18 protein-coding genes are annotated in these 19,993 nt (G+C 38.2%); all 18 read left to right on the forward strand.

Going from position 1 to position 19,993, the window contains the following annotated elements; genetic code table 11:
• The 18 genes from G585_RS0107080 (at window position 1) to hisIE (ending at window position 19,990) form a co-directional block, all read left to right on the forward strand.
• Window positions 1-1,788 (forward strand): DAK2 domain-containing protein, encoded by a 1,788-nt coding sequence (locus tag G585_RS0107080; protein ID WP_022773973.1) that lies wholly within the window; start codon window positions 1-3, stop codon window positions 1,786-1,788.
• A gap of 68 nt (window positions 1,789-1,856) precedes the next feature.
• Window positions 1,857-3,926 (forward strand): ATP-dependent DNA helicase RecG, encoded by a 2,070-nt coding sequence (gene recG / locus G585_RS0107085; protein WP_022773974.1) that lies wholly within the window; start codon window positions 1,857-1,859, stop codon window positions 3,924-3,926.
• 75 nt (window positions 3,927-4,001) lie between these two features.
• Window positions 4,002-4,871, forward strand: coding sequence for a DegV family protein (locus G585_RS0107090; protein WP_022773975.1), 870 nt, complete (start codon window positions 4,002-4,004; stop codon window positions 4,869-4,871).
• A gap of 46 nt (window positions 4,872-4,917) precedes the next feature.
• A complete protein-coding gene (locus tag G585_RS0107095) occupies window positions 4,918-6,840 on the forward strand; it encodes a DNA gyrase/topoisomerase IV subunit B (protein ID WP_022773977.1) in 1,923 nt (640 codons plus the stop codon).
• 59 nt (window positions 6,841-6,899) lie between these two features.
• Window positions 6,900-9,098 carry a DNA gyrase/topoisomerase IV subunit A gene (locus G585_RS0107100; protein WP_051142967.1) on the forward strand — a complete coding sequence of 733 codons (2,199 nt, stop codon included), beginning with the start codon at window positions 6,900-6,902 and terminating at the stop codon, window positions 9,096-9,098.
• Complete coding sequence (rsmD, locus tag G585_RS0107105; protein WP_022773979.1) at window positions 9,095-9,646, forward strand: 16S rRNA (guanine(966)-N(2))-methyltransferase RsmD; 552 nt, start codon at window positions 9,095-9,097, stop codon at window positions 9,644-9,646. Before G585_RS0107100 ends, rsmD begins: the two co-directional genes overlap by 4 nt.
• A gap of 2 nt (window positions 9,647-9,648) precedes the next feature.
• Window positions 9,649-10,137, forward strand: coding sequence for a pantetheine-phosphate adenylyltransferase (gene coaD / locus G585_RS0107110; RefSeq protein ID WP_022773980.1), 489 nt, complete (start codon window positions 9,649-9,651; stop codon window positions 10,135-10,137).
• Between the two features lie 18 nt (window positions 10,138-10,155).
• A complete protein-coding gene (locus tag G585_RS0107115) occupies window positions 10,156-10,860 on the forward strand; it encodes a hypothetical protein (RefSeq protein WP_022773982.1) in 705 nt (234 codons plus the stop codon).
• An 84-nt stretch (window positions 10,861-10,944) separates the two neighbouring features.
• Window positions 10,945-12,006, forward strand: coding sequence for an N-acetylmuramoyl-L-alanine amidase family protein (locus G585_RS18880; protein WP_022773983.1), 1,062 nt, complete (start codon window positions 10,945-10,947; stop codon window positions 12,004-12,006).
• A 12-nt stretch (window positions 12,007-12,018) separates the two neighbouring features.
• Window positions 12,019-12,750, forward strand: coding sequence for a pseudouridine synthase (locus tag G585_RS0107125; RefSeq protein WP_022773984.1), 732 nt, complete (start codon window positions 12,019-12,021; stop codon window positions 12,748-12,750).
• A 13-nt stretch (window positions 12,751-12,763) separates the two neighbouring features.
• Window positions 12,764-13,366 carry a hypothetical protein gene (locus G585_RS0107130; RefSeq protein ID WP_022773986.1) on the forward strand — a complete coding sequence of 201 codons (603 nt, stop codon included), beginning with the start codon at window positions 12,764-12,766 and terminating at the stop codon, window positions 13,364-13,366.
• A 51-nt stretch (window positions 13,367-13,417) separates the two neighbouring features.
• Complete coding sequence (locus tag G585_RS0107135; RefSeq protein WP_026663836.1) at window positions 13,418-14,383, forward strand: RluA family pseudouridine synthase; 966 nt, start codon at window positions 13,418-13,420, stop codon at window positions 14,381-14,383.
• Between the two features lie 10 nt (window positions 14,384-14,393).
• On the forward strand, window positions 14,394-14,933 hold the full coding sequence (locus tag G585_RS0107140) for a Holliday junction resolvase RecU (RefSeq protein ID WP_022773987.1): 540 nt from the start codon (window positions 14,394-14,396) through the stop codon (window positions 14,931-14,933).
• Window positions 14,934-15,029: 96 nt separating this feature from the next.
• Window positions 15,030-16,139 (forward strand): ATP phosphoribosyltransferase regulatory subunit, encoded by a 1,110-nt coding sequence (gene hisZ, locus G585_RS17490; RefSeq protein ID WP_022773988.1) that lies wholly within the window; start codon window positions 15,030-15,032, stop codon window positions 16,137-16,139.
• 11 nt (window positions 16,140-16,150) lie between these two features.
• Window positions 16,151-16,786 (forward strand): ATP phosphoribosyltransferase, encoded by a 636-nt coding sequence (gene hisG, locus G585_RS0107150; protein ID WP_022773990.1) that lies wholly within the window; start codon window positions 16,151-16,153, stop codon window positions 16,784-16,786.
• Window positions 16,787-16,789: 3 nt separating this feature from the next.
• Window positions 16,790-18,088 carry a histidinol dehydrogenase gene (gene hisD / locus G585_RS0107155; RefSeq protein ID WP_022773991.1) on the forward strand — a complete coding sequence of 433 codons (1,299 nt, stop codon included), beginning with the start codon at window positions 16,790-16,792 and terminating at the stop codon, window positions 18,086-18,088.
• Window positions 18,089-18,180: 92 nt separating this feature from the next.
• Entirely contained in the window at window positions 18,181-18,771 is a 591-nt protein-coding gene (gene hisB, locus G585_RS0107160; RefSeq protein ID WP_022773992.1) for an imidazoleglycerol-phosphate dehydratase HisB, read from the forward strand.
• A 1-nt stretch (window position 18,772) separates the two neighbouring features.
• Window positions 18,773-19,990 (forward strand): bifunctional phosphoribosyl-AMP cyclohydrolase/phosphoribosyl-ATP diphosphatase HisIE, encoded by a 1,218-nt coding sequence (gene hisIE / locus G585_RS19345; RefSeq protein ID WP_022773994.1) that lies wholly within the window; start codon window positions 18,773-18,775, stop codon window positions 19,988-19,990.
• Window positions 19,991-19,993: the final 3 nt, after the last annotated feature.

Below are 19,993 nucleotides of genomic sequence, written 5' to 3' on the forward strand. Positions count from 1 at the left end.
TTGAGTAATAATGTAATTGACGCTAAGCTGTTGTCAAAAATGTTTTTAGCTGGTGCCAAGAATCTTGAGGCAAAAAAGGAATGGATAAACGAACTTAACGTATTCCCTGTTCCCGATGGAGATACAGGCACAAATATGACAATGACTATCATGTCAGCAGCTAAAGAGGTTTCAGGTCTTGGCGATAGCAGCGACATGACATCCATTTGTAAGGCTATTTCATCTGGTTCCCTTCGCGGTGCCAGAGGTAACTCCGGAGTTATTCTTTCACAGCTCCTTAGAGGATTTACCAAGGTTGTTAAAGAGCATGATGAAGTTAATGTAGAGATTCTTTCAGCCGCATTTGATAAGGCTGTTGAAACTGCTTATAAGGCTGTTATGAAGCCTAAGGAAGGAACAATCCTTACTGTTGCCAAGGGTGCAGCTGAAAAGGCTCATGAACTTGCAGTAGAGGGAACAGATGATATCGAGTATTTCTGCAGCGAAGTTATTAAGTACGCTGATGAAGTACTTGCCAAAACACCTGATATGCTGCCTGTACTTAAGCAGGCTGGTGTTGTTGACTCTGGCGGACAGGGTCTTATGCAGGTTCTTAAGGGTGCTCTTGATGGATATCTTGGAAAAGAGATCGATCTTTCCATAAATGAAGAAGCCATGACACCAGGCGCAAAACAAAGTGCGGCTGGCAAGGAAGTTGAAGAAGCTGATATTAAATTTGGTTATTGTACAGAGTTTATTGTTCTTTTGTCTAAACCTCTTAATATCAAGCAGGAAATTGACTTTAAGTCTTTCCTTGAATCAATTGGTGACAGCATTGTAATGGTGGCCGATGACGAGATATGTAAGGTTCACGTACATTCCAATGATCCTGGTCTTGCTATTCAGAGAGCTCTTATGTATGGTCAGCTTTCAAATATGAAGATTGACAATATGAGAATGGAACACAGAGAGAAACTCTTCCATGAAAATAATGATGGTTCCTGGGCTGAGATCAAGACTGAGATAAATGGAGCTGCTGAGCTTACACCAACATATTTACCTGGAGATGATATTCCTCTTGGTGACAAGGTTGAACTTGATGATACAAAGGAAGAAGAAATTCCTGAGATGCCTCACAAGGAAGTTGGCTTTGTTACAGTATGTGCCGGTGATGGCCTTGCAGAAATCTTCAGAGGACTTGGAGTTGATTACGTCATTGAAGGCGGACAGACAATGAATCCAAGTACAGCAGATATTATGGATGCTGTTGAAAAGGTTAATGCTGACACTGTAATAGTACTTCCTAACAACAAGAATATTATTCTTGCAGCTAATCAGGCAGCTATTATGGCAGAGGATTCAGACAATGGTAAAAAGATTGTAGTTGTTCCATCAAAGACTGTTCCTCAGGGTGTAACTGCAATCATTAACTATGTACCTGATGTAGCACTTGAAGATAACATAGCAGCTATGACAGAAGCTCTTTCAACTGTTAATACCGGTGAAGTAACATATGCCGTAAGAGACACAGTTATCGATGATGTACAGATCAAACAGGGCGATTACATGGGAATCGGTGATTCAGGAATCCTTTCAGTAGGAGCTGAAATTGCTGATGTAACATATAACATGCTTGATAAGATGATGAATGACGATCTTGAACTCATCAGTGTTTACTATGGTGATGAAGTTGATGAGAAGGATGCTGAGAACTTAAAGAACAAGATCAGTGAGAAGTATCCACAGTGTGATGTAGAACTTCAGTATGGCGGACAGCCAATATATTACTACATAGTTTCTGCAGAATAATTTATAGATTAACCATAAGCCAGGCCTTAGTTTGCCTGGCTTTAATTTTCTTTATTGCGAGGTGTGTTTTGGGGAGCAGAGAACTTGAAGAAAAGGTTATAAATTTAAAAGGTATCGGGGAGAAAACAGCAAAGCTTTTTGAAAAATGTGGCGTCTATACCTGTGGTGACCTGATCAGGTACTATCCAAGGGCCTATGATATTTATGGAAATATTGTAAATGCCTGTGATATGAAACCTGGTGAAGTAAACGCATGTAAACTGACTATTATAGGAAGCATTGTTAAAAGAAGAGTCAGAAACCTTTCTATTATTGCTTTTGAGGCTGCTGATCAAACCGCAAGAGTTAAAATGACCTATTTTAACGCTCCTTACCTTGCAAGCGTGTTAAAACCGGGAACAACTCATGTCTTTAGAGGAATGGTTCAGAAAAAAGGTAATTTCCTTTCTATGGATCAGCCTAAAATGTATAAATTTGACGAGTATATGGCGCTTATGGGTCAGATGCAGCCAAGGTATCCTCTTGTTAAGGGGCTTTCTAACAACATAGTGATAAAGGCAATGCATGAGGCTTTTAAAAATGCAGGAAGATTTGAAGAATATCTGCCTGATGAAATAATCAAAAGTCATGGTCTTACAAGCTATAGCGAAGCTGTAGTAGGCATACATTTTCCTTCTGATGCGAAAGCACTGGAAAAATCCAGAAGGAGACTAGCTTATGATGAGTTTTTACTTTTTGTGCTCAAGTTAAGGCTATTAAAAAAGTCTCAGGAAGTTATCAAGAATTCATATCCAATGATTGACGTAGCCGACACACAAAGGCTTTTGGAAAGGCTTCCTTATAAGCTTACAAATGCTCAGATGAAGGCCTGGGAAGATATTAGATCCGACCTTGGCGGCGAAACAGTTATGAACAGGCTTATACAGGGAGATGTAGGCTCCGGAAAAACAATTATTTCTTTGCTGGCTCTTTTAACCACAGCTGCAAATGGCTATCAGGGCGCACTAATGGCTCCTACAGAAGTTTTGGCTGCGCAACACTATGAGAGCTTTAAGGAAATTATCAAAAAATATGATCTTAAGACTTTAAAACCGGTTCTTTTGACAGGAGCTCTTTCTGCTAAAGAGAAAAAAGAGGCACAGAGGCTTATAAGTGAAGGCGAAGTTAACTGCATTATCGGAACAAATGCCCTTATTCAGGAAAAGGTGAATTATAAAAATCTTGCCCTGGTAGTTACTGATGAACAGCACAGATTTGGAGTTCGCCAAAGAGAATCTTTGGCAGGAAAAGGCGATAAGGTGCATGTTTTACTGATGAGTGCAACTCCAATACCCAGAACACTTGCGATAATTCTTTATGGAGATCTGCATATTTCTATAGTTAATGAACTTCCCGGTGGAAGAAAGCCTATAAAGAACTGTGTTGTTGGAACAGATTACAGACCTACAGCTTATAAATTCATAAAAAATCAGGTGGAAGAAGGCCATCAGGCTTATGTAATTTGCCCCATGATTGAAGAAGGCGAACTTGATAATGTTGAAAATGTCACAGATTACACAGAAAAGCTTAGAGCAGCACTGCCTTCAGATATAAGAATTGACATGCTACACGGAAAAATGAAGTCGGCTGAAAAAGACAAGATAATGGATGCTTTTGCAAGGAAAGATATAGATGTTCTAGTTTCCACAACTGTTATAGAGGTTGGCATAAATGTTCCAAATGCCACGGTTATGATGATTGAAAATGCCGAGCGATTCGGGCTTTCACAGCTCCACCAGCTTCGTGGAAGAGTAGGAAGAGGCGATGCTCAGTCATATTGTATATTCCTTAATACTTCCGAGTCAAAAGAAGCCAAAGAAAGGCTTGATATCATGAATAAATCCAATGATGGATTTAAGATTGCAGAGGAGGATTTAAGACAAAGAGGCCCGGGCGACCTTTTTGGAGTTCGTCAAAGCGGTGACCTTAATTTCCGCGTTGGGGATATATACCACGACAGCGATCTTGTTAAAGAATCAGCTATGGATGCGGATAGGATTTTATCAAATGATCCTGATCTTATGTTGCCACAACATAGTGTATTAAAAGAATTACTCAGCACAAAATCGGCAAATTCGGTTGACTTTGCCACATTATAAAAGTAATATTATTCTAGTGTAATAGTATGAAAATAGGAGGATTATCGGCTTTTTTGTCGGTAGAATATCTATATTATGTCTAAGATTGCAGTTATTACAGATAGTAATAGTGGTGTAACTCAAAGTCAGGCCAAGGAATTAGGGCTTTTTGTTGTTCCTATGCCATTTATGATAAATAATGAAGATTTTTATGAAGATATAAATCTTACTCAGGAACAATTTTATACCAAACTTGGTGAGGATGCTGCCGTTTCAACAAGCCAGCCGACTCCTGATTCACTTATGACTCTGTGGGATAAGGTTTTACAGGATTATGACCAGATCATATATATTCCTATGAGCAGCGGCCTTTCAGGCTCCTGCCAGAGCGCATATATGATTGCTCAGGAAGAATATGAGGGCAAGGTTTTCGTAGTAGATAACCAGAGAATATCTGTAACTCAGAGGCAGTCTGCTCTTGATGCACTTGAAATGGCAAAAGCAGGTTTATCAGCAGAAGAGATCGTCAAAAAGCTTATGGATACAAAATTCGAATCCAGTATCTATATTATGCTTGATACTCTATATTATCTTAAAAAGGGTGGAAGAATCACACCGGCTGCAGCTGCACTCGGAACACTCCTTCGTTTAAAGCCGGTTCTTCAGATCCAGGGTGAAAAGCTTGATGCATTTGCTAAAGCACGTACATCAAATCAGGGTAAAAACATAATGATAAATGCCATTAAGGCAGATATCGAGAACAGATTCGGTGGTATGGATGCAAAAGATTTTCATATTGCATGTGCTTATACCAAGGATTTAGAAGCTGCTATGGCTTGGAAAAAAGAAGTGGAAGAGGCGTTTCCGGGATTTGATATTCATATGGATCCGCTTTCTTTGTCAGTTGCCTGCCACATTGGTCCCGGGGCTTTGGCAGTAACTGTTACCAGAAAATTACATTTTTAATTTGAATTTATATTATTTAGAAAAAAGTTTTGAAAAGGGGTTTTGAATGGCTGCATACGAACAATATGACGCTTCGAGTATTACTGTTTTGGAGGGCCTTGAGGCTGTAAGGAAGCGTCCTGGTATGTATATTGGCAGTGTTTCTACAAGAGGTCTTAATCATCTTGTTTATGAAATTGTAGATAACGCTGTTGATGAACATCTTGCGGGTTTCTGCACAAAAATCCATGTGACATTAGAGGCTGATGGTTCAGCTACAATTGAAGATAACGGTAGAGGTATTCCTGTAGGAATGCACGCTAAGGGCATCACTGCTGAGCGTGTTGTTCTTACTATGCTGCACGCCGGTGGTAAATTTGATAATAATGCATATAAGACCAGTGGTGGTCTACATGGTGTTGGTTCATCAGTTGTAAATGCTTTGTCAACAAGGATGAGCGTCAGGATAAAAAAAGACGGCTATATTTATGAAGATAGTTATGAGAGAGGTATTCCCACAACTAAGCTTGAAAATGGCCTTTTAGTTCCTGTTGGAACAACAAAAGAAAATGGAACAACAATAAACTTCCTGCCAGATGACACTATTTTTGAAAAAACAAGATTTAAAGAAGATGATATAAAGTCAAGACTTCACGAGACTGCTTATCTTAACCCATCTCTTACGATTGTTTTTCAGGATAAGCGCCCTGGTGTAGAGGAATATGTTGAGTTCCATGAGCCAGACGGAATTACCGGATTTATTAAGGATATGAACAAGTCAAAAGAGGCTGTTCATGATGTTATATCTTTTAGCGGTGAAAGCGAAGGCGTAGAGGTTGAAGTAGCATTTCAGTATGTAAATGAATTCCATGAGGAAGTTCTTGGATTCTGTAACAATATCTATAACGCTGAAGGCGGTACTCATCTTACAGGCTTTAAGACAATGTTTACCAATGTCATAAACCAGTATGCCAGAGAGCTCAACATATTAAAGGAAAAGGACAACAACTTTACAGGCACCGATGTAAGAAACGGTATGACTGCTGTTGTTTCTATTAAGCATCCAGATCCAAGATTTGAAGGACAGACTAAGACAAAGCTTGATAATCAGGACGCTGCGAAGATTGTTTCCAAGATCACAGGCGACGAAGTTACAAGATTCTTTGACAGAAATCTTGAGACTTTGAAGGCAATCATCGGTTGTGCCGAGAAAGCTGCCAAGATAAGGAAAACAGAAGAAAAAGCAAAGACTAATATGCTTACAAAGCAGAAGTATTCCTTTGACTCAAATGGTAAACTTGCCAACTGTATCAGCAAGGATGCTTCTAAATGTGAGATATTCATCGTTGAGGGAGATTCTGCCGGTGGCAGCGCTAAAATGGCCAGAGACAGAAACTTCCAGGCAATACTTCCTATTCGAGGGAAAATACTTAACGTTGAAAAAGCAAGTATTGATAAGGTCTTGGCTAATGCTGAAATCAAGACAATGATCAATGCCTTTGGATGTGGCTTTTCTGAAGGTTATGGCAATGACTTTGATATAAACAAGTTACGATATGACAAGATCATTATCATGGCCGATGCCGATGTTGATGGTGAGCATATTTCAACACTTCTTTTGACATTGTTCTATAGATTCATGCCTGAGCTTATTTTCCAGGGACATGTTTATATAGCTATGCCACCTCTTTATAAGGCTATGCCAGCCCGCGGAAAAGAAGAATATCTCTATGATGACAGTGCTCTTGCCAAATACAGGAATACTCATAAAGGCTCTTTTACACTGCAGAGATACAAAGGTCTTGGTGAGATGGATCCTGCTCAGCTTTGGGAGACTACACTTGATCCTGAAAAGAGATTATTAAAACTTGTTGAGATTGAAGATGCCAAGATGGCATCTCAGATGACAGAACTTCTTATGGGTATTGATGTACCTCCAAGACGTGATTTTATACATCAGCACGCAACTGATGCAGAATTAGATATTTAAGGTTTGTTAGGGGAATAACAGTGGAAGATAGAATTATTAGAACTGAATACTCTGAAGTAATGCAGAAGTCTTTCATAGATTATGCCATGAGTGTCATAATCGCAAGAGCTCTTCCTGATATAAGGGATGGACTTAAGCCTGTTCAGAGAAGAACTTTATACGATATGTATGAACTGGGTATAAGATATGACAGACCATACAGAAAAAGTGCCAGAATAGTCGGCGATACCATGGGTAAATATCATCCTCACGGTGATAGCTCTATTTATGACTGTCTTGTCGTAATGACACAGGACTTCAAAAAGATGATCCCTCTTGTAGATGGTCATGGTAACTTTGGTAACATCGAGGGTGATGGCGCAGCTGCAATGCGTTACACGGAGGCCAGACTTTCAAAGGTTACTCAGGAAAACTTTCTTCAGGATCTTGATAAGGATGTAGTAGATTTTTTACCAAACTTTGATGAAACTGAAAGAGAGCCATCAGTTCTTCCTGTAAAGATACCAAATTTTCTTATAAATGGTTCCGAAGGTATTGCGGTAGGTATGGCAACAAGCACACCTCCTCATAACCTTGCGGAAGTAATAGATGCTGAGATAGCTTATATTCAGGATGATTCTTTAACTACAAAGGATCTCATGAAATATATAAAAGGACCTGATTTTCCTACCGGTGGCGTTGTCATCAACAAGGATGAACTAAGAAACATCTATGAGACCGGTTCAGGTAAGATCAAGATCAGAGGTAAGGTCGAGACTGAAAAGGGCAAAAATGGCCACATAAATCTTGTTATTACAGAAATTCCTTACACAATGATCGGTGCCGGTATCGGTAAGTTCATGGCTGATGTAGCTGAACTTGCTGAAAAGAAGATCACAAATGATATTGTTGATATTTCTAACCAATCCTCAAAAGAGGGTATCAGAATTGTAATTGAGCTTAAAAAAGATACAGATGTAGAGAACTTTACAAATCTCCTCTACAAAAAGACTAAGCTTGAAGATACTTTTGGCGTTAATATGCTTGCTATTGATAACGGCAGGCCTGAAACCATGTCTCTTAAGGAAATCATGAGAGCATGTGCTGACTTCCAGTTTGAAGTAGCAACCAGAAAGTATACAACTCTTCTTAAAAAAGAGCAGGAAAAGAAAGAGATTCAGGAAGGTCTCATCAAAGCCTGCAATGTAATCGACCTTGTTATTGAGATCTTAAGAGGCTCTAAAGATAGAAGCATGGCCAAGAATTGCCTTGTTAACGGCGAGACTGAAGGAATCAATTTCAAGTCAAGAGAGTCAAAAGCAATGGCATCTCAGCTTATGTTTACTGAAGCACAGGCTGATGCAATCCTTGAAATGAGACTTTATAAACTTATTGGACTTGAACTTGATGCACTTATTAAAGAGCATGAAGAGACAGTGGCCAATATTTTCAAGTATGAAGATATCCTTGAAAGCCACGAGTCTATGTCACTTGTTATACAAAATGATCTTAATAAGATCAAAAAAGAGTATCAGGCTCCAAGAAAGACAATAATAGATAACAGAGAAACAGCTGTATACGAAGAAAAGCCTGTAGAAGAAACAGATGTGGCATTTATCATGGACAGATTCGGATATGCAAAGACCATAGATGCCAACACATACGAAAAAAATAAGGAGACTATCCAGGCGGAATTCAAGTTCTCATTTATCATGAAAAACACTGGTAAGGTCTGCTTCTTTACAAATGCTGGAAATCTGCATACTGTAAAGGCGATGGATCTTCCTCAGGGTAAAATGAGAGACAAGGGAATTCCTATTGATAACGTCAGCAATTTTGACACTTCCAAGGAGACTATCGTCCTTGCTGCCAGCCAGTCTGAGCTTAATCTCTACAGACTTGTATTTACTACAAAACAGGCTATGATGAAGATAGTTGATGGCGGCGAATTTGATGTATCAAAGAGAACAGTTGCTGCTACAAAGCTTATGGATGGCGACGAAGTTGTAAATGTTGAAGTCATTCACACACAGAAGACTGTAATCCTTAGATCTAACGATGGCTATTTCCTTCGTTTCTATGTTGAAACGATTCCTGAGAAAAAGAAGGCTGCTGTTGGTGTCAGAGGAATGAGACTTGGAAAGAACGATTATATCAGGGATGTATATTATCTCAACGATATGGAAGAAAAGATGATCGAGCACAACGATAAAGAACTTCAGCTTGGCCATCTCAAAGTTACAAGCAGAGATACTAAGGGAACAAAGGTGAGATTATGAGAGTAATTGCAGGTTCAGCTAGAAGATTACGATTAATAACTCCTGAAGGAAATGACACAAGGCCTACACAGGACAGAATTAAAGAGACACTTTTCAACATGATACAGAATCAGGTTCCTGGCGCTGTATTTGTTGATCTATTTTCCGGAAGCGGCGGAATTGGAATTGAAGCCCTCTCAAGAGGAGCTACAAAGGCTTATTTTATTGAGAATGCCAATTCAGCATACAAATGCATCATGGAAAACTTGAGAACAACTCATTTTGAAGATGTTTCAACTGTTCTTAAGCAGGACGTAGTATTAGGTCTTAGGAATATTCATGAGAAAGAGGTTGATATTATCTTTATCGACCCTCCTTATCATGAGGACCTTTATGAGAGAACATTGTCTCAGTTATCCAATATGGACTATGTAACTCCAAATACCATGATCATTGTAGAAAGTGCTCTTGATATGGATTTCTCTTTTGCAAATGATTATGGCTTTGAAGTAAGAAGAGAAAAAGAATATAAAACAAATAAGCATGTATTTCTCTATAGAAAGGAGTAACTGTGAAGGTTGCAGTATATCCCGGAAGTTTCGATCCAGTTACTTACGGACATTTAGATATAATAAAGCGTGCATCACAGATGTTTGATAAAGTTATAGTGGCTGTCATGTGCAATTCCGCTAAAACTCCATTGTTTACGCTTGATGAACGTGTTAAAATGATAAGAGAGTCAGTAAGTGACCTAAATAACGTATATGTTGAATCTTTTAGCGGTCTTCTTATAGACTATTGTAAAAAAGAGAACATTCATATTGTTATTCGTGGCCTTAGAGCTATTACCGATTTTGAGTATGAGCTTCAGATCGCGCAGACCAATAAGGAACTCTCTCACAATGAAGTTGATACTGTTTTCTTAACAACTTCACTTCAGTATTCTTACCTTAGCAGCTCGGTTGTAAAAGAAGTTGCAAGCTATAACGGCGATATTACTCCATGTGTTCCGGATTTTGTCGCTGACACATTATATAAAAAGTATGGGTTCAGAAAATAAGTCAGGGGGAATTAAAAAATGACTAGCAGAATTGAACAGTTGATTGACGAGATAGAGACATATATCGACAACTGTAAACCTCAGCCTTTATCACAGACTAAGATAATTGTTAACAAAGAGGAAATTGACGAGCTCCTTCGAGAACTCAGAAGCAAAACACCAGAGGAAATCAAAAAGTATCAGAAGATCATCAGCAACAAAGAAGCTATTTTAAATGATGCCAGGAAAAAGGCTGAAGAGATCGTAAATCAGGCAACAATCAAGACTAATCAGCTTATAAATGAACACGAGATCATGCAGCAGGCATACGCCCAGGCCAATGAAGTCGTATCACAGGCTGCAATGCAGGCAAAAGAGATCCTTGATAATGCAATGATCGAAGCCAATAATATGAAGGGTGCTGCAGTTCAGTATACAGACCAGCTTTTGGCAGGAGTTGAGGATGTCATCGCGCAGTCGATCGATGCCACAAGCAAAAACAATGATGAGATCATAGATGCTGTTAAGCAGCATAGTCTTGATATCGTTAAATCAGTTTCACAGAGCAATGATAGCATTCTTTCAGCTCTTACACAGTACAGTGAAGTTATAAAATCAAACAGAGCTGATCTTAAACAGCCTGAGGTTTCCGGAGATGCCGGATATACAGCTCAGGATGCAGTAGCCGGTGAAGCTGGTGATGCCGCTTCATCTGAAGCAATCAACCTTGATATGCTTAACTGATAGAACATTATAAGCTGCCGCTTTTTTGCGACAGCTTATTTATATCATAGGAATTTGCATTGCATCATACATGTGGGGGATTTTATGAAAAAAAGCATTATTTCTTTTGTTTTAACTATTGTAATTCTTTTGGGGCTTTTAGGGGCAACTATGCCTATAAAAGCAGAAGCTGCCTCAGCATCTAAGAATGTTGTTATAGTGATCGATCCGGGCCATGGCGGAACCGGAGAAAGAAATCTTGGTGCGCAATATAACGGATTTTCTGAAAAAGAGATGACAATGCAGGTAGCAACTGCAATGAAGGAAGAGCTTGAAAAGTATGATAATGTAACAGTATACCTGACAAGAACAACTGATACTTTTATATCACTTGAGGATCGTGCAGCTACTGCCCAGAGTTTAAATGCAGATTTTATGTACAGCATCCATTTCAATGCTTCTTTGGAACATGATTTTTATGGTTCCGAGATATGGACATCAGCTTTTGGCTCTTTTTACAAAAAGGGTGCTGAGTTTGGGCAGATTATGTCTGATGAGCTTGGAAATCTTGGTCTTTACCAGAAAGGCGTAAAGACAAAGATTGGCAAAACAGGCAAAGACTATTATGGAATAATAAGGCAGAGCGTAGCAAGAGACATTCCCTGCGTAATTATTGAGCACGCTTACCTTGATCACGGTTATGATCTGCCATTTCTTAACACTGCTGGATTCCTAAAGACCCTTGGAGTAACAGATGCAACTGCAGTCGCCAAGTATTTTAAGCTTACTTCCAAGACTACAGGAGCTGACTATTCCAATTATAGTTTCAAAACTGTCAGCACCCCAAAAACTCGTTTGAGTCAGGATTTCACAGAGCCGGATTACTGCAAGGTTTCCTGTGTTTCTTATGACAGTAACAGCAGAAATGCTCTTATAGAGATGAGTACAAAGGACAGCCAGTCACCTGTAATATATTTTTCCTATAGTTATGATGGTGGCAAAACTTACTCATTATTGCAGATGTGGGATAGAACAAAGGAAACACAGTCCTTTAATGTAAATATTCCAAAGGGTGTTGTATCACCTACTATTGTATGCAGAGCATATAATAATTATGAACTTTACAAGGAAAGCGAACCTGTTTTGGTTACAGGGTATACCAATTAAAGAGAGAAGAAATTGAGATTAGATAAATTTTTGGGCGACCACAATGTTGGTACCCGCAAACAAATAAAAGAATATGTAAAAAACGGAAGATGTTCAGTAAATGGAACTCCCGTTAAAAAGGCTGACATTCATATTGATGAGAATGCTGATGTAATTACCTTTGATGGTATCGAACTTACATTTAGTAAATTCCATTATTACATGCTTTATAAGCCTGATGGAGTAGTATCTGCCACAACTGATGGGAGAAATAAAACAGTCCTTGATCTACTTAAAGATGAAAATGTAAAAGGCTTAAATCCTGCAGGCCGTCTTGATATTGATACTGTTGGACTACTTCTTTTGACAGATGACGGCGGTCTTATTCACAGGCTTCTTTCTCCTAAAAAACATGTAGATAAGACCTATGAAGTTCATCTTGAAAAAGAGCTAAGCGACGAGGATATAAGAAAGCTTGAAAGTGGCGTAGATATAGGCGATAAAAAAGATAATGGCGATCCATATCTTACCATGGAAGCAAGGGTCATAAGGAAAGAAAATGACGACAAGGGCAATCCTGTTGTTCATCTTATTATCCATGAGGGACGTTTCCATCAGGTAAAAAGAATGATGGAAGCTATTGGAAATAAGGTTGTTTTCTTAAAAAGAGTTACATTTGGTCCGCTTGTTCTTGATGAAACTCTTTTACCAGGCCAGTACAGACCTCTTACAGAAAATGAATTAAAAGAACTAGGAGTAGAATAATACAGGTAATATTATGAAACGTGTAGATAAAGGTGAATTTGGTTATATTGAATACAGAAAAAAGGTAGCGATCATAAGAACCGCTATATGCCTTGCAATTGTTCTTATTGTGTTTTTTACAGGATTATTTATATATCACAGTCAGAAGAGTATATTTAGCATTATTGCTGCAGTTCTTTGTCTTCCAACAGGATGGAGCGGTGTAAACCTGATCATGTTCCTGAAAGCCAAAAGCTGCTCACTTAAGGACTATAAGAAGATTGAAGATAATAAGGGTGGTCTTTTGATCCATTATGATCATATAATCACATCCTATGACAAAAACTTCTATATCGCAGCTTCTACAGTACTTGATAAGAATATATGTGCTCTGGCAGCTGATAAGGACATGGAAGAATCAGACTGTGAGAAGCATATTAAGAAGATGATGGCAGGAAGCGGGTATTCAAGTTATAGCATTAAAGTATTTACAGATGCAGATAAATTCTGTGACAGACTCCTTCAGCTTGATAAACTTCGCGAAGAAAAGAAGATCGATCCAGTTGCCATTGAAGAATCATGGGAAGTTGGAACTGTTCAGACACCTGCAGCAGTTCTTTTATCCATATCTCTGTGATTACCGGTCATGTAAATATATTCAGTTTATTTAAGGTTCTATAAGAAAAGAATGAAAGAAATAGTTATTGATAAAAATCAGGAAAGCAAAAGACTTGATAGCTTTCTAAAGGCTTATCTGTCTGAAGCAACCGGCAGCTTTATTTATAAGATGCTGCGAAAAAAGAATATTACATTAAATGACAAAAAAGCAGATGGAAAAGAAAAGCTTAAAATCGGAGATTCTATAAAGATTTACTTTTCAGATGAGACATTTGATAAGTTTGTAGGAAAGAAAAAAGCTTCCGTTAATGAGAAAAAAAGTTCTTCCTACGAGAAACTTTCAGTTGAAATAGTTTATGAAGATGAAAATGTAATATTTGTAAATAAGCCTGCAGGTCTTTTGTCCCAAAAAGCTGATAAAGATGATATAAGCCTCAATGACTGGCTTATCTATTATCTTTTAAATAAAGGCGCTGTCACACAGGAGAGTCTTTTAACCTATAAGCCATCTATATGTAACCGCCTTGACAGGAATACATCAGGTCTTGTTATCTGCGCTAAGTCTTTATCCGGCGCAAGAGAAATGAACCAAATGCTAAAAGACAGGACTCTTGATAAATTCTACAGAACGCTTGTATCCGGAAGGATCACAGACAGTATAAGACTTAAGGGCTATCTTTATAAGGATGAAGCCAAAAACAAAGTCTTTATAAAGGAAAATGATCCGAAAGATGACAGATATTCATATATCGAAACTGAGTATAAGCCTTTGGAATATTATGAAAAATCTGATCTTACCATGCTTGAAGTTAAGCTCATAACAGGTAAGCCTCATCAGATTAGGGCTCATTTATCCAGCATTGGCCATCCGCTTATTGGAGATATAAAATACGGCGGCAAGAAATATAATGGTATAAATTATCAGCTGCTACACAGCTATAGGATTCATTTCCCGGATAATATGTCCGGAGAACTTGAATATCTCTCGGGGAGAGAGTTTATTGCAAAACTGCCTTCTGTGTTTGAGGGTATCTAGGGGGAGTAACATGCCAACTTGGAAATCAAGGGGACTTAGAGGTTCCACATTAGAGGAACTTATAAATAGATCCAATGAAAGGTATCAGGAACTTGGCCTTGCGCTTATTCAGAAAATTCCTACACCTATCACACCCATTAACATTGATAAACAGACAAGGCACATTACACTGGCATATTTTGACCAGAAAAGTACAGTCGATTATATAGGAGTTGTTCAGGGCATTCCTGTTTGTTTTGATGCAAAGGAATGCGCTACAGCTACATTTGCCTTAGAGAACATCCATCCTCATCAGGTTGCATTTATGCAGGATTTTGAAAAGCAGGATGGTGTTGCTTTCTTTTTGATATATTTTACAAGTCTAAACGAGTTCTATTATTTACCCTATAGAAAATTAAATGAATTTTGGGAAAGAGCTGAAAATGGCGGCAGAAAGAGTTTTCGTCACGATGAGCTCGATATTTCCTATACAATACATTCACCCGGTGAATCCGGCATTTTGATCCCTTTTCTTGATACTATCCAAAAAGATTTAGAGGAAAGGGAATAAATAATTGACATAAGTTAATATTGGATGTTAAACTCTTTACTATATTAGCATACTATCAGAGTAGCACTGTACCACGTGAAAGTGAAAAGAGGTATTATGAGCAAAGTTCTGTTACATACTCCGGATGGAGTAAGAGATATCTATGGTGAAGAATGTAGTGACAAGATAATAATTGCCGAGAAAATTCATGGCAAGATGAAGAGTTTTGGGTATCAGGACATTGATACGCCTACATTTGAGTATTTTGATGTATTTGCAGAGGAGATCAATACGACTGATGCAAAAGAACTCTATAAGTTTTTCGACAAGGAAGGAAATACTCTTGTTCTTCGTCCTGACTTCACACCGTCCATTGCAAGATGTGCTTCAAAGGTCCTGCTTGAAAATGGTACTCCTGTAAGAGTTTGTTATGAAGGAAAAACCTTCTTAAACACTTCTAATCTGCAGGGAAAGTTAAAAGAGAATTACAATATCGGTGTAGAGCTAATGAATGATGATTCTGTAATGGCTGACGCTGAAATGATAGCTCTTTTGGTAAGTTGTCTTAAGAGCGCAGGACTTAGTGATTTTCAGATAAGTGTCGGTGATGCTGGATTTTATAAGGGTCTTTGCATTGAAGCCGGTATTGATAAGGAAACAGAAGCTGCAATAAGAGAGCAGATCACTTCTAAAAACTATTTTGCAGCAGAAAGTCTTATGAACGAGCGCAACATAGATTCAAAGTACATTGACCAGATCCTTAAGGTTTCTGAATTTATAGGCTCTGATGATGCTCTTGATAAGGCTGAGAACATCGCCAATAACGAAATGTCATTAAACGCTGTTAAGAGGCTAAAAAAGCTTTATAAAGTGCTTACAAGCTATGGTGTTCAGAAATATATTTCTTTTGACCTTAGTGTCCTTAGTAAGTTTAATTACTACACAGGCGTGATATTTAGTGCCTATACCTATGGCGCTCCCGATGCTATAGCAAAGGGCGGACGATACGACAATCTTCTTGGTAAATACGGGAAAGATGCGCCTGCCATCGGGTTTGTGATCATACTTGACGACCTTATTTCTGCTTGTAAAAGACAGGGCATAGAATTTGAACATGAAGCATCTGCAATATCCGTTACTTATAACGAAGATAATTTTGATGATGCTCTTAAAAAAGCAACAGACCTAAGACAGAAGGGCAAAAATGTTTGTCTTTTGCATGAATAAATGGAGGCATTATGAGATATTTGACCTTTGCCCTTGGGAAGGGAAGACTTGTAGATAGCACAATGGAAATACTAAATAAATGCGGTATTACCTGTGATGAGATCTTAGATAAAAAAACAAGAAAGCTTATTTTTACAAATGAAGAATTAAAACTGAAATTCTTTTTGGCAAAAGGCCCGGACGTGCCAACTTACGTAGAATATGGTGCTGCTGATATAGGAATTGTTGGCGCTGATACCATAATGGAAGAAAAGAGAAGAGTTTATGAGGTGCTTGACCTTGGCTTTGGAAAATGCAGGATGTGTGTATGCGGACCTGCAGAAGCCAAAAAGCTCCTTGAACACAGGGAACTTATAAGAGTAGCAAGTAAATATCCGGAGATTGCCAAAGACTATTTCTTTAATCAAAAGCATCAGACTGTTGACATCATAAAACTCAATGGTTCTGTGGAACTTGGTCCTATAGTTAATTTAAGTGATGTCATAGTTGATATTGTTGAGACAGGTTCAACACTTAAAGAGAACGGACTTGAAGTACTTGAAGAAATCTGCCCTCTGTCTGCCAGAATGATCGTCAATCAGGTCAGCATGCAGATGGAAACTGAAAGAATAAGAAAGCTTATAAATGACATAAAGGAGAATCTCTAATATATGCGCACAGTAAAACTTACCAAAGAAACAAAAGATGAGCTTTTAGGAAATCTTTTAAAAAGAAATCCCGGAAGCTATACAGAATACGAAAATACAGTAAACGAGATCATCAGCAATGTAAGAGAAAATGGCGATAAAGCCCTTTTTGACTATACACTTAAATTTGATAAATTTGATGTAAATGAAAAAACAATAAAAGTAACAAGGCAAGAAATAGAAGAAGCTTATAAAGAGCTTTCAGATGACTTTGTGGAAGTCATGAAAAAGAGCGCTGAAAATATTAGAGTTTTCCATGAAAAGCAAAAGAGAAATACCTGGATCGATACAAAAGAAGACGGAAGCATACTTGGCCAGAGAATCCTTCCTATCGAGATCTCAGGCGTATATGTTCCCGGCGGAAAAGCTGCTTATCCGTCAAGCGTTCTCATGAATGTAGTTCCAGCAAAAGTTGCCGGAGTTGAAAGAATTGTAATGTGCACACCTCCTTCAAAGGATGGTAAAGTTAATGCCGGAACCCTTGTTGCAGCAGATATAGCAGGTGTTACTGAAATTTATAAAGTTGGCGGAGCGCAGGCAATCGCAGCTATGGCTTTTGGTACAGCTTCAGTTCCAAAGGTAGATAAAATAACAGGCCCTGGAAATATATTTGTAGCATTGGCTAAAAAAGCATGCTTTGGACACGTTTCAATTGATTCAATCGCAGGTCCCAGTGAGATCCTTGTTTTGACAGATGAAACTGCCAATCCAAGATATGTAGCAGCAGATCTTTTATCACAGGCTGAGCACGATGAGCTTGCAAGCAGCATACTTATCACAACATCTCAGGATATTGCAGATAAAGTGTCAAAAGAAATTGATGAGTTCTTAAAAACACTTTCAAGGTCTGAGATCATCAAAAAATCTTTGGACAATTATGGTTATATCTTTGTAGCAGATAATATGGATGATGCAATAGATGCTGCAAATGCAGTTGCATCAGAGCACCTTGAGATAATTACCAAAAATCCATTTGAGACTATGACCAAGATTAAAAATGCAGGTGCTATTTTCCTTGGAGAATATTCTTCAGAGCCGCTTGGAGACTACTTTGCAGGTCCTAACCACATCTTACCTACAAATAGGACAGCAAGATTTTTCTCACCGCTTTCTGTTGATGACTTCGTAAAAAAGACAAGTATCATTTCATATTCACAGGAAGGTTTATATAAAGTCCACAAGGATATTGAACTATTTGCAAAAGAGGAAGGCCTTACAGCACATGCAAATTCTATTGCAGTAAGGTTCGAAAATTGCAAGTAAACTTTCTAAAATAATTGTTAAATGCAAGATTAATAAATTGTTTATAATTAAATAGCAATATTTAGTTAACATAACGCAAGGAGCCACAAATTATGGGAGAAAGAATTGCAAGTGTTATCAGGAAGACAAAAGAAACTGATATCAGCGTAAAGCTTAATATTGACGGTACAGGCAAGGCTGACATTGAAACCGGGATTGGATTTTTTGATCATATGCTTGAAGCTTTTGCAAAACATGGTCTTTTTGATCTGGAAGTAAAAGTGAAGGGCGACCTCAATGTTGACGGGCATCACACTGTAGAAGATACCGGAATTGTCCTTGGACAGGCTCTTTTACAGGCCATTGGAGATAAAAAAGGAATCAGACGTTATGGGAGTGAAATTCTTCCAATGGATGAATCCCTTGTTTTGGCCGCTGTGGATCTTTGCGGAAGACCATATTTTGTAATGGATGCAGCATTTACATCTCCCATGGTTGGTGACTTTGATACACAGCTTGTGAATGAGTTCTTTTACGCAGTTTCATACTCTGCAATTATGAACATTCACCTGAGAGTTTTGACCGGCAGCAACGACCACCACAAGATCGAAGCAATGTTTAAAGCTTTTGCAAAAGCTGTAGATACAGCAACTATGGTCGATCCAAGAATAACAGACGTTTTAAGTACTAAAGGAGCTTTATAATATGTCAAAAATAAGAAAGCTTATTCCATGTATCTATCTTTATGACGAAAAGGCTATAAAAGGCGTATCAGATAAAACGGTAATATGCGATGATCCGTTGGATCTTGTTAAGATTTACAATGAGAAGGGCGTCAATTCAATTTTTCTTTATGATCTTTCAAGAGGAATGGGCGATGAAGCCCATGAAAAGGCCCTTGATATGATAAAGGCAATATGTAAAAAAGCTGACGGAAATGTAATTGGCGCCGGTAATATCAAGCGTATGGAAGATGTAAAAAAACTTCTTTACGCAGGATGTTCAAAGGTTGCCGTTAATCTTTCAGAGCAGAGCGAAATTGAAAGCCTTGCCGAAAGCTCAGAGAAATTTGGCAAAGAAAAAATATATGCAATATTCTCTGATGATGCGCAGACTAAAGCGAATAAAGAACTCGTTGAGAAATATACAACTGAACTTATATATTTTCCAAAATCAGTTAAGGATCTTGCTTCATCTGACATAGACTTTACAATATCCTACGTTATTGATGACTATGAAAAGAGCCTTGATGAATATAAAAAAGCTCTGGACAATGATAATTTAGAGCTTTTTGCCCTTAAGGGAGCTCTTTCGTGGGATGATCTTAAAAAGAATTCAGATGGCATGGTTCCTGTAATTGTTCAGGATTATAAAACTGATCAGGTTCTTATGCTGGCATATATGAACGAAGAAGCTTATAATAAAACTCTCGAGACAGGAAAAATGACATATTTTAGCCGTAGTCGAAATGAGTTATGGATTAAAGGAGAGACAAGTTCACATTATCAGTTTGTTAAGGCTTTGTATGCTGATTGTGACAAGGATACGATTCTTGCAAGCGTTAAGCAGATCGGTGCAGCCTGCCATACAGGAAGCTATTCATGCTTTTTCAATGAAATAGCCAAAACTGACTATGATAAAAAGAATCCTCAAAAAGTCCTGGATGAAGTATTTGACGTGATAAAAGACAGAAAACTCAATCCAAGACAGGGATCTTATACAAATTATCTTTTTGATAAGGGTATTGATAAGATTCTTAAAAAGGTGGGCGAAGAAGCTACAGAGATTGTGATTGCCGCAAAAAATCCAAATGATAATGAAATAGTTTACGAAATGTCTGATTTCCTGTATCATATGATGGTCCTCATGGCAGAAAAAAATGTTAGCTGGGAGGATATAACTGACGAGTTGTCAAGAAGATAAGGA

The organism is Butyrivibrio sp. AE2015 (assembly GCF_000420825.1).
In the GTDB taxonomy this organism is placed as follows: Bacteria; Bacillota; Clostridia; order Lachnospirales; family Lachnospiraceae; genus Butyrivibrio.

Excerpts from the sequence above, each read along its gene's own strand:
- G585_RS0107090 (WP_022773975.1), top strand. The coding sequence starts at position 4,002 with ATGTCTAAGATTGCAGTTATTACAGATAGTAATAGTGGTGTAACTCAA.
- G585_RS0107095 (WP_022773977.1), top strand. The coding sequence starts at position 4,918 with ATGGCTGCATACGAACAATATGACGCTTCGAGTATTACTGTTTTGGAG.
- G585_RS0107100 (WP_051142967.1), top strand. The coding sequence starts at position 6,900 with ATGCAGAAGTCTTTCATAGATTATGCCATGAGTGTCATAATCGCAAGA.
- rsmD (WP_022773979.1), top strand. The coding sequence starts at position 9,095 with ATGAGAGTAATTGCAGGTTCAGCTAGAAGATTACGATTAATAACTCCT.
- G585_RS0107115 (WP_022773982.1), top strand. The coding sequence starts at position 10,156 with ATGACTAGCAGAATTGAACAGTTGATTGACGAGATAGAGACATATATC.
- G585_RS18880 (WP_022773983.1), top strand. The coding sequence starts at position 10,945 with ATGAAAAAAAGCATTATTTCTTTTGTTTTAACTATTGTAATTCTTTTG.
- G585_RS0107130 (WP_022773986.1), top strand. The coding sequence starts at position 12,764 with ATGAAACGTGTAGATAAAGGTGAATTTGGTTATATTGAATACAGAAAA.
- G585_RS0107135 (WP_026663836.1), top strand. The coding sequence starts at position 13,418 with ATGAAAGAAATAGTTATTGATAAAAATCAGGAAAGCAAAAGACTTGAT.
- G585_RS0107140 (WP_022773987.1), top strand. The coding sequence starts at position 14,394 with ATGCCAACTTGGAAATCAAGGGGACTTAGAGGTTCCACATTAGAGGAA.
- hisZ (WP_022773988.1), top strand. The coding sequence starts at position 15,030 with ATGAGCAAAGTTCTGTTACATACTCCGGATGGAGTAAGAGATATCTAT.
- hisG (WP_022773990.1), top strand. The coding sequence starts at position 16,151 with ATGAGATATTTGACCTTTGCCCTTGGGAAGGGAAGACTTGTAGATAGC.
- hisD (WP_022773991.1), top strand. The coding sequence starts at position 16,790 with ATGCGCACAGTAAAACTTACCAAAGAAACAAAAGATGAGCTTTTAGGA.
- hisB (WP_022773992.1), top strand. The coding sequence starts at position 18,181 with ATGGGAGAAAGAATTGCAAGTGTTATCAGGAAGACAAAAGAAACTGAT.
- hisIE (WP_022773994.1), top strand. The coding sequence starts at position 18,773 with ATGTCAAAAATAAGAAAGCTTATTCCATGTATCTATCTTTATGACGAA.